The 9,528-nt window shown below is 51.3% G+C and carries 9 protein-coding genes; all 9 read left to right on the forward strand.

Annotation, left to right across the window (positions count from 1 at the left end):
- Positions 1 to 128 precede the first annotated feature (128 nt).
- On the forward strand, positions 129 to 1,562 hold the full coding sequence (gene lysA, locus Q0257_RS07745; protein WP_298023650.1) for a diaminopimelate decarboxylase: 1,434 nt from the start codon (positions 129 to 131) through the stop codon (positions 1,560 to 1,562).
- Positions 1,559 to 1,999: a hypothetical protein gene (locus Q0257_RS07750; RefSeq protein ID WP_298023653.1), complete on the forward strand. Its 441-nt coding sequence runs from the start codon at positions 1,559 to 1,561 to the stop codon at positions 1,997 to 1,999. Before lysA ends, Q0257_RS07750 begins: the two co-directional genes overlap by 4 nt.
- On the forward strand, positions 1,983 to 3,059 hold the full coding sequence (gene pheA / locus Q0257_RS07755; protein WP_298023656.1) for a prephenate dehydratase: 1,077 nt from the start codon (positions 1,983 to 1,985) through the stop codon (positions 3,057 to 3,059). Before Q0257_RS07750 ends, pheA begins: the two co-directional genes overlap by 17 nt.
- The gene (gene hisC, locus Q0257_RS07760; RefSeq protein WP_298023659.1) at positions 3,059 to 4,168 is read left to right on the forward strand and encodes a histidinol-phosphate transaminase; all 1,110 of its coding nucleotides are present in this window, start codon (positions 3,059 to 3,061) and stop codon (positions 4,166 to 4,168) included. Before pheA ends, hisC begins: the two co-directional genes overlap by 1 nt.
- Positions 4,158 to 5,990 carry a 1-deoxy-D-xylulose-5-phosphate synthase gene (gene dxs, locus Q0257_RS07765; protein WP_298023662.1) on the forward strand — a complete coding sequence of 611 codons (1,833 nt, stop codon included), beginning with the start codon at positions 4,158 to 4,160 and terminating at the stop codon, positions 5,988 to 5,990. Before hisC ends, dxs begins: the two co-directional genes overlap by 11 nt.
- A gap of 65 nt (positions 5,991 to 6,055) precedes the next feature.
- Positions 6,056 to 6,466, forward strand: coding sequence for a Fur family transcriptional regulator (locus tag Q0257_RS07770; RefSeq protein WP_297880504.1), 411 nt, complete (start codon positions 6,056 to 6,058; stop codon positions 6,464 to 6,466).
- 48 nt (positions 6,467 to 6,514) lie between these two features.
- A complete protein-coding gene (locus Q0257_RS07775; protein ID WP_298023665.1) occupies positions 6,515 to 7,933 on the forward strand; it encodes a CHAD domain-containing protein in 1,419 nt (472 codons plus the stop codon).
- 9 nt (positions 7,934 to 7,942) lie between these two features.
- Positions 7,943 to 8,671: a bifunctional demethylmenaquinone methyltransferase/2-methoxy-6-polyprenyl-1,4-benzoquinol methylase UbiE gene (ubiE, locus tag Q0257_RS07780; RefSeq protein WP_298023668.1), complete on the forward strand. Its 729-nt coding sequence runs from the start codon at positions 7,943 to 7,945 to the stop codon at positions 8,669 to 8,671.
- Positions 8,664 to 9,528, forward strand: an 865-nt coding sequence (xseA, locus tag Q0257_RS07785; RefSeq protein ID WP_298023671.1) for an exodeoxyribonuclease VII large subunit, incomplete at its 3' end; no start/stop codon positions are given. The genes ubiE and xseA, both read left to right, overlap by 8 nt.

The following is a 9,528-nucleotide window of genomic DNA, read 5'->3' on the forward strand; positions in this document are numbered from 1 at the left end:
TCATCATCCCAGAACTTGGCATTATCGTGCCCATAACAGCGCTATTAGGCTTTGCAGCATTTTTGGTTTTTAAGCATCGTTAAGCCTTGATTTGTTAGAATGACGCAAAATTTATCGGTGGAAATTCTATGGATTATTCAAGCTTAGCCTGCAAATACGGCACTCCTTTATACGTTTACGATTTTAACGAGATAGAAAAGAATTTCATAGCGCTCAAAGAGGCCTTCGCCGCGCGCAAGTCGCTCGTTTGTTTCGCTATTAAAGCCAATTCCAACCTTAGCGTTTTGAAGTTTTTGTCAGATCTGGGCAGCGGCTTTGACTGCGTCAGCATCGGCGAGCTGCGCCGCGCTCTGTATATCGGCGCAAAGAGCTATAAGATCATATTCTCTGGCGTTGGCAAGCAAGACAGCGAGCTCGAGTTTGCGCTAAAGTCAGACATCTTGCTGATAAATTTAGAAAGCGAGGCCGAGATGCTGCGCCTCGAGAGGATCGCGCAAAATCTAAATAAGCCCGCTCGCATCAGCATCCGCGTAAATCCAAACGTCGATGCCAAGACCCACCCCTACATCTCCACGGGGCTAAATGAGAACAAATTCGGCGTTAGCATCGAGACTGCGCGCAAGATGTATATCTACGCCAAAAAGAGCAAATTTTTAAATCCCGTCGGCATCCATTTTCACATCGGCAGCCAGCTTACGGACATTTCTCCGATCTGCGACGCCGCAAAAATAGTAAGCGATCTGCTGCGCGAACTGCGAGCCCTTGAGATCGATATAAAATTTTTCGACGTGGGCGGTGGCATCGGCATCCGCTACGAGGATGAAAAACAGATCGTGCTCTACGACTACGCGCAGGGGATTTTGCGCAGCCTAAGCGGGCTAGATGTCACGATCGTGTGCGAGCCGGGGCGCTTCATCACGGGAGCTTCGGGCGTCCTCCTTACCCGCGTGCTTTACGAAAAACAAAACTGCGGCAAGCGCTTCGTCATCGTTGACGGCGCGATGAACGATCTCATACGCCCGAGCCTCTACGGCGCGCACCATAAAATCGAGCTTGTAAGCGAGCGCAATTCCGCCTGCGAAAGCTGCGCGAGCCAAAGCGACACCGAGAATTCTACGGCGCAGAATTCCACGCATAGCAAAGCTTTCGGTATCGAGGCTAAGTCCGCTTCAGAGGATTTCGCACCGCAGAATTCCACGCCACAAAACGGCGTTTCACAAAGCTTGCAAGGAAATTTCGCGCCACAGAATTCCTCTAATTTAAGCTCCGCCGCGAATAATTCTGTGCCGCAAAGCTCTGCCGAGAGTTTAAGTCCTTGCGATGTCGTGGGCCCGATATGCGAAAGCGGCGATTTTTTAGCCAAAGGGGTGAGCTTGCCTAACCTGCAAAGCGGCGATCTGCTCGCGATCAAAAGCGCCGGCGCCTACGGCTTTTCGATGTCGAGCAACTATAATACCCGCTGCCGTGCCGCCGAGGTCGCGGTTTACGACGGACAGGACCGCCTGATTAGAAAGCGCGAAAGCTTTGATGAGCTAATCGCGCTCGAAAAGGATTTCGTATGATCCGCGCGGCAAGCCGCTTAAAACATGGCGCGATCTTAAATTTCAAATCCGAGCGCGCAGCGGCTTTAAATTTCAATGCCGCAGCAAGCATGGCCCTAAATTTTAAACACACCGTCGCTTTAAATTCCGCGCCTAAATGCATCCCTGCTTCAAATTTCAAATCCGAACAAAATGCGCCTCTAAATTTTGCGGCAAAACAAAGCCCCGTTTTAAATTTTAACCGCGCCTCTTTAAATTTCAGATCTCGCTGCGACGAATTTTATCGCGCCTTCTTATCGCGCAAAAGTTACGGCGCAGCTGTCCTAAGCGATGAAATTTTAAGCTCGCACAGTAAGAATTTCAAAGCGTGCGGCAAAAAAGGCGGCGTGAAATTTTTAAAATCCGCGCCGAAATTCGCGGGCGAGCAAAAGGAGGGTTGTGATGCAAAATATCGATGATCTGCGCGTTTGTATCGACAAGCTGGATGATGAAATTTTGCGCCTTATCGACGAGCGCATGGGGTTTGTCAAAAAGATCGGCGAGCTGAAGCAGACCGCGGGCAGCGCGATCTACCGCCCGGAGCGCGAGCGCTCAATTATCAGCAGGCTGGACGGCGGAAAGGCGCGAAATTTAAGCAAAGAGGCGATCGAGGCGATATTTTTTGAAATTTTCTCGGTTTCGCGAAATTTAGAAAAGCCGCAGATCGTCGCGTTTTTAGGGCCTTTCGGCACCTATTCGCACCAAGCCGCCAAGAGCCGCTTCGGCGCGGTAAGCTCATATCTGCCGCTCTCAAACATCGAGGCGGTCTTTAAGGAGCTTGATAGCGGCGAGGCCAAATACGGCGTCGTGCCGATCGAAAATAACACCGAAGGCGCGGTGGGAGCGACGCTTGATTGCTTGCGAAAATACGAGGGCGTCAAGATCGTCGCCGAAATTTATATGGATATCCACCACTGCTTTGCGAGCCACTGCGACGACGTAAGCACGGTGGATCAGATATTCTCGCATCCGCAGGGATACAATCAGTGCCTTAAATTTTTAGACGATCACGGCCTTAGCGGCGTTAAATTTACCGCGACCAAATCTACCGCGCTTGCGGCGCAGATGGCAGCCGCTACGCCCCATTCCGCCGCGATCTGCTCCAAGATCGCCGCCGATCTTTACGGCGTGCCGATGATGTTTCAAAAGATCGAGGACAACTCCGCCAATCGCACGCGCTTTTTCGTGCTGAGCGACTTTAAAAACCAAAAGAGCGACCGCAACAAAACGAGCATCCTAGCCAAAACCGACGACCGCCCGGGCGGGCTCGTGGACTTTTTGCAGATGTTTCGCAACGAGGGGATAAATTTAACCAAGCTCGAAAGCCGTCCGGTCAAGCTTAGGGATTTTAAAAGCGTCTTTTATATCGATTTTGAGGGGCACATCGACGACGAGCGGGTGGCGCGCGTGCTGCAAAACGCGCAGAAAAACGGCCACGAAATCACCTGGCTGGGAAGTTACATAAACGGAGGGGAGTGATGAAATTTAACGAATTTGTAGAAAATCTAAGCAATTACGAAGCGGGTAAGCCGATAGAGCTTGCGGTGCGGGAGTTTGGTATCCGTAAACAGGACGTGCTAAAGCTTGCCAGCAACGAAAATCCCTTCGGCACGAGCGAGGCGGTGCAGGAGGCGATCGCGCAAAACGCCGCCTGCGCGCATCTCTACCCCGATGATTCGATGTATGAGCTAAAAGGCGCGCTCGCCTCGAAATTCGGCGTAGAACCGCAAAATATCATCATCGGCGCGGGTAGCGATCAGATCATCGAGTTTGCGATGCACGCCAAGCTTAATTCGCGCCGCGCGATACTGCAAGCGGGCGTTACCTTTGCGATGTACGGCATCTACGCAAGCCACTGCGAGGCTAAAGTTTACAAAACGAACGCGCAGAAGCACGACCTAGCCGAACTTTTAAAAATTTATAACGCGCACAGGGATGAAATTTCGGTCATCTTTTTGTGCGTGCCGAACAACCCGCTGGGCGAGTGCTTGGATGCGGAGGCGGTGTATGAGTTCGCTCGAAGCGTGGATGAGGATACGCTTTTGGTGATCGATGCCGCGTACAACGAATTTGCGGCGTTTAAAGATGAGCGCAAAAAGCTCGATCCGAAATTTTTAATTCAAAATTTTAAAAACGTGCTCTATCTAGGCACCTTCTCAAAGGTCTACGGCCTAGGCGGCATGCGCGTAGGCTACGGCATCGCGCCGCGGCAAATCATAAACGCGCTTTATAAGCTGCGACCGCCCTTTAACATCACGACGCTTAGCCTCGCAGCGGCGATTGCGGCGCTAAAAGACGAGGCTTTCGTGCAAAAGAGCCTGCAAAACAACGCCGCGCAGATGAGCCGCTTCGAGGATTTTGCGCGCGAGCGAAATTTAGAATTTATCCCTAGCTACGCAAATTTCATCACGTTCAAACTTAGCACGCCGCTAGATAGTAGCGAGCTTTGCGATAGGCTTCTGCGCCGCGGCATCATCATTAGAAATTTAAAAAGCTACGGGCTAAACGCCGTGCGCATCACGATCGGTACGCCTGAGCAAAACGATCGCGTCTTGGGCGCTTTGGGAGAGATTTTGAGTGGATATTAAAAATAAAAGCCTAGAGGAGCTACGGGAGCTTTGCACGCAGATCAGAGCGCGCATCATCGAAGTCGTGAGTAAAAACGGCGGCCATCTAAGCTCAAATATGGGCGCGGTCGAGCTCATCGTGGCGATGCACTACGTATTCGACGCCGCGAACGATCCGTTTATCTTCGACGTAAGCCACCAAAGCTACGCGCACAAGCTTTTGACGGACCGCTGGGAGGAGTTCGGCTCTCTTAGGCAGTTCGGCGGTATCAGCGGCTATACGAAGCCTAGCGAGAGTAAATTTGACTACTTCGTGGCGGGGCACGCCTCGACGTCGATCTCTTTAGCCGTGGGCGCGGCAAAAGCGATAAGCCTAAAGCGCGAAAATCGTATGCCGGTGGTGCTCATTGGCGACGGATCTATGAGCGGCGGTATGACTTATGAGGCGATGAACGAGTTAGGTGATCTACGCCTGCCCTGCATCATCATCCTAAACGACAACAAAATGAGTATCAGCAAGCCGATCGGCGCCTTTAGCAAATACCTAAGCCAAGCGATGGCGGGCGAGACCTATCAAAAATTTAAATCCCACGTAAGAGAGCTGCTCTCTCACGCTCCGCAAAGCGCGACGTATATGGCAAAGCGCTTTGAGAATTCCTTAAAGCTCATCATCCCTGGGATGTATTTTGAGGAGCTAGGGCTCGAATACATCGGCCCGGTGGACGGCCACGACCTAGCCGATCTCATATCGGCGCTAAAGACGGCAAAAAGCGCGCGCAAGCCAGTCGTCGTGCACGCTCAAACGATCAAAGGCAAGGGCTATGACAAGGCCGAGGGCTATTTGGAGAGTTGGCACGGAGTAGGGCCTTTCGACATTCAAAGCGGAGAATTTAAGAAAAAATCCGCCGCCAAAAGCGCCACGCAAATTTACGCCGAGGCGCTTTTAAGCTTAGCCGCCAAACATGAAAACGTCGTGGGCGTGACCGCCGCGATGCCAAGCGGCACGGGTATGGATAAGCTGATCGAGAAATTTCCGCACCGCTTCTGGGATGTCGCGATCGCGGAGCCTCACGCGCTAAGCTCGATGGCTGCGATGGCGCGCGAAGGTTTTAAGCCGTACGTTACGATATATTCGACCTTCATGCAGCGCGCGTTCGATCAGATCGTCCATGACGCGGCGATTATGAACTTAAGCTTAGTCCTTGCGATGGATCGCGCGGGCATCGTGGGCGAGGACGGCGAGACGCACGAGGGAGTCTTTGACGTGAGCTTCTTAAACGCGATCCCAAACGTCAGTATGTGCGCGCCGCGTGACGAGACGAGCTTTAAACGGATCATCGAGTACTCCTACGCGCATAAGGGGGTTTTGGCGATCCGCTATCCGCGCGGAAGCTTTATCTTGGACTGCGACGAGACCGACGCGTCTGCAGTAGAGCTTGCAAAATCGGTGTTTTTAAAGCGCAGCGATAGCGCGCACGTAGCGCTGATCGGCTACGGAAACGGCGCAGGTAGGGCGTATAAAACGGCTGAGGCGCTGGAGGGGCAGATAGAGGTGGATGTCGTAGATCTAGTCTTTGCAAAGCCTTTAGACGCCGAGTTTTTGCGAAGCTTAGCTCGCAAGGATAAAATTTGGTACGTCTTTAGCGACAACGCCAAAAAAGGCGGCGTCGGTGAAATTTTAAGCGCATTTTTGCAGGAAAATGAAATTTCGGACGTAAAGATCGTAAGCTTCGAGTTTGCTGATATCTTTTTACCGCACGGCAAGACCGCCGACGTGGAACGCAGCTTGGGCTTGGATATCCAAACTCTAACCGAGCGAATATTAAGTGATAAAAAGTATTAGTTAATATCAACTTTGTTTAAAGTAAAATTTGATAATATCACTTTAAAATTTTTTGAAGGACAAAAATGAGCCACGTAGAACTACTCAAAACTTGCGGTTTGAAAGCAACTCCTCAAAGATTGTGCATCCTAAAGGTGCTGGATCGCCACGAGCATCCAAGCATAGAGGACCTATACGAGGGGATCAAAGAGGACTATCCATCCATTTCGCTAGCGACGGTTTATAAAAATCTAAACACCCTGCTCGACGAAGGCGTCGTAGTCGAGGTCAATGCGCCGAATAAAAAGAGCCGCTACGACATTTATCAGATGCCGCATATCCACGTCGTCTGCGAAAAATGCGGTAACGTCACGGATCTTTTCATGGATGATGCCTTTAATAAGGACGTTTTGAAAAACATCGAGCGCAAAGCTGGCAATTTCATCCGCAAGCTAAATATCACCGCTACGGTCGAAGACTGCGAAAAGTGTAGATAGTTTAAAGAATTTTCTGCTATTATTACCCACTTTATTTTTGGAGCGGGTATGCAAACTAAGCGTAAATTTTTATTGAGCGACGATTCGATTCTGCGGACGCTAGAGCGTGCGGGGCTGAAATGTCGCAAGGTAAAGATCGCTTGGTTTTATACTTCGTTCTATCCCGAAATTTACTACATCCGCCAAAACGACGAATGCTCTTTGCACCATAAAAAAGAGGATCTCAACAGACAAACTCTAAATTTTAAAATTTCAAAAGATGATTTCAAAGAGGCTTTAAAAAGCAGGATCGCCCGAGTCGTGCAAAAGAACCGTTACGGCTTTGCCAGTGACGAAGCGGAGTTTTGGCTAGAGCTTTACGGCGGCGAGCTAAGCACGCTCGTGATTTTACGAGCGAAATTTCAAAATGAGGCGGTAAGCGCAAATTTTGATTTTGCAAAAACCTTCGGTAGCAGCGATTTTTGCGAGATCACCGACGATTATCGCTACAAAAGCCGCTATCTGGCGCGCTACGGCATCCCGCCGCGCTCGCTTGATTTCGCGCACGCCCGCAGCGTTTTTGAAAAATTTAGCCGAGTTAAATTTTTCGCGCCGCCCTATGCGGACAGCGTTAAGCTCGCGCGTTTGGCGCTTGAGCTAGCATGGACGCGAGCCTGCGCCGCAAAGGGTGAGTATCAAAAAAACCTAGCCTCCGAAGCTCTTCACGAGCTGCGCGTGCAAATCCGCAAATTTAGAGCGGTTTTGAAGCTATCCTCGCCGCTTTTCGAAACTAAAAAAAAGGATGAAATTTTAAAACTGCTCGCAGAATTTATGAGCCGCACCAATCAGCTGCGAGACCTTCACGTTTTTGCGGAGTTTTTAAAGGCCGACGACGCACCTGCAGGCTTTTTGCAGCAGCTAAATCTTATCACAAAGCGCTCTGAGGATAAAATTTTAGAATTTCTTTCTAGCGCGGAATTTGCAGATTTAAACGGCGCTATTAGCGGCTTTTTAAGCGGCGCGGACGGCATCTACGCGCGCAGCGAATATGAAAAAATTTCAAAAAAGTTCGCCTCCGCCCGCCTTTGCAAGCTGATTAAAAGCTTGCGCGCGGAGCTAAAAAATTTGCAGCAAGGCTCATCTCTACAGGCATTTCACGACGTGCGCATAGGGCTAAAGAGGCTGCGATACGCGCTTGAAATTTTTGCAAGAAGCTTTGATGAGGGTTGCGTCAGGGGGCTGTTTAAACGCACCAAGGCTGCCTGCGAGGATTTCGGCGCGCTGCAAGATATCAGCGTGTGGCAAAATTTCATCGCGATCTATCAAAAAGCAAGCAATAAAAGCGGCGTCGCGTTTGCGTATCTGCTGGCTCTGGACACCCGCCTAAACGACCGCCGCGCCGAGCTGGAGGAAAAAATTTTAAATGAAAAAGAGACTCTTTTGCGCGCTCTGAAAAGATCGCTGCGTAAAATCAAAGCATACGAATAAGGAAAGCCCGTGCAAAAACAGGAAAAAATCATAAAGATGTTCGATCAGATCGCGCCTACCTACGATCTGGCAAACCGCGCCATCAGCTTCGGCGTGGACGTTTCGTGGCGCAAAAAAGCGGTCGAACTGACGCTTGAAAAGCTTAAAGGAAGGCTCGTGAGTATCGCCGACGTCGCGTGCGGCACGGGCGATATGATAAGCTCATGGCGCGACGGCGCCGCGCAGCACGGCGTGCAGATCGAGCGGATCGTGGGGATCGATCCTAGCGAGGGGATGCTTGAGGTAGCGAGGCAAAAATTTCCTGGCTGCGAGTTTATCAAGGCAACCGCGGGCGCCACGACGCTGGATGACGCGAGCGTGGATATTTTAAGCATCAGCTACGGCATAAGAAACGTCGTGGAGCTGGACGCGGCGCTTGCGGAGTTTAACCGCGTCATCAAACCGGGCGGCTCGCTCGTGGTTTTGGAATTTACCAAAGCCGCAAGCGGCGGGCTCGCGTTTAAGATCAGAGATTTTTACGTGAGTAAAATTTTGCCCAAAATCGGCGCTTTCATCTCGAAAAACAAAGAAGCCTACGAATATCTGCCAAGCTCCATCGGCAGCTTCCTAGACGCCGCGAGCTTTAGCGAAAAGCTCAAAAACGCGGACTTTGAGCTGCGCGTGCAAAAGGGCTTCAGCTTCGACGTCAGCACGCTTTTCATCGCGGAGAAAATCGCGCGGAAGAGCGACGATGCTTAGCGTAAGCGAGCTCAACGCCCAAGCTAAGGCACTTTTGGAGACGAGTTTTAGCTTCGTCGAGGTCGAGGGCGAGATATCTAAGTTTAGAATTCAAAGCACGAGCGGGCACTGGTATTTTACGATCAAGGACGCGAGCGCGGCGATCGATTGCGCGATGTTTAAATTTAACGCCGCGCGGATAAATTTTATCCCCTCCGTCGGCGATAAGCTCATCGTAAGCGGCAAGGTCTCGCTATACGCCCCCACGGGCGCGTATCAGATCCAGGTCTCAAATATCCGCAAAAGCGGCGAGGGCGAGCTGGAAGCGGCATTCGCCGCGCTAAAAGATAAGCTTAGCAAAGAGGGGCTTTTCGATGCCGCGCACAAAAAACAGCTTCCGAAATTTGCCCAAAGCATCGCAATCATCACCAGCGCAGGCTCCGCGGCACAGGCAGATATGCTTCGCACGGCGCAGAACCGCTTCGCGCTTTGCAAGATTGATCTGTATAACGCGCTAGTACAAGGCGAAGGCGCGCCTGCTTCGATCATAAGCGCTCTGCGTGCAGCCGACGCGAAGGGCTACGATGCGATCGTCATCGCTCGCGGCGGCGGCTCGCGCGAGGATCTGTGGTGCTTCAACGACGAGGCTCTGGCGCGCGCGATCTACGCGGCCAAAACGCCCGTCATCTCGGCGGTCGGGCACGAGATCGATTTTAGCATCAGCGATTTCGTAGCCGATCACCGAAGCCTCACGCCCACCGCCGCGATGATCGACCTACTGCCCGATATTTGCGCGATCTTTCAGAGCCTAGACGGCGTAAGTGACGCATTTGATAGGCTGATAAAAGATAAAATTTCATCCGCACAAAACGTGCTGA

This window comes from uncultured Campylobacter sp. (assembly GCF_938018035.1).
Taxonomy (GTDB): domain Bacteria; phylum Campylobacterota; class Campylobacteria; order Campylobacterales; family Campylobacteraceae; genus Campylobacter_B.

What these genes read in the sequence shown, in the direction of transcription:
- lysA (WP_298023650.1), top strand. Translation starts at nt 129, where the DNA reads ATGGATTATTCAAGCTTAGCCTGCAAATACGGCACTCCTTTATACGTT.
- Q0257_RS07750 (WP_298023653.1), top strand. Translation starts at nt 1,559, where the DNA reads ATGATCCGCGCGGCAAGCCGCTTAAAACATGGCGCGATCTTAAATTTC.
- pheA (WP_298023656.1), top strand. Translation starts at nt 1,983, where the DNA reads ATGCAAAATATCGATGATCTGCGCGTTTGTATCGACAAGCTGGATGAT.
- hisC (WP_298023659.1), top strand. Translation starts at nt 3,059, where the DNA reads ATGAAATTTAACGAATTTGTAGAAAATCTAAGCAATTACGAAGCGGGT.
- Q0257_RS07770 (WP_297880504.1), top strand. Translation starts at nt 6,056, where the DNA reads ATGAGCCACGTAGAACTACTCAAAACTTGCGGTTTGAAAGCAACTCCT.
- Q0257_RS07775 (WP_298023665.1), top strand. Translation starts at nt 6,515, where the DNA reads ATGCAAACTAAGCGTAAATTTTTATTGAGCGACGATTCGATTCTGCGG.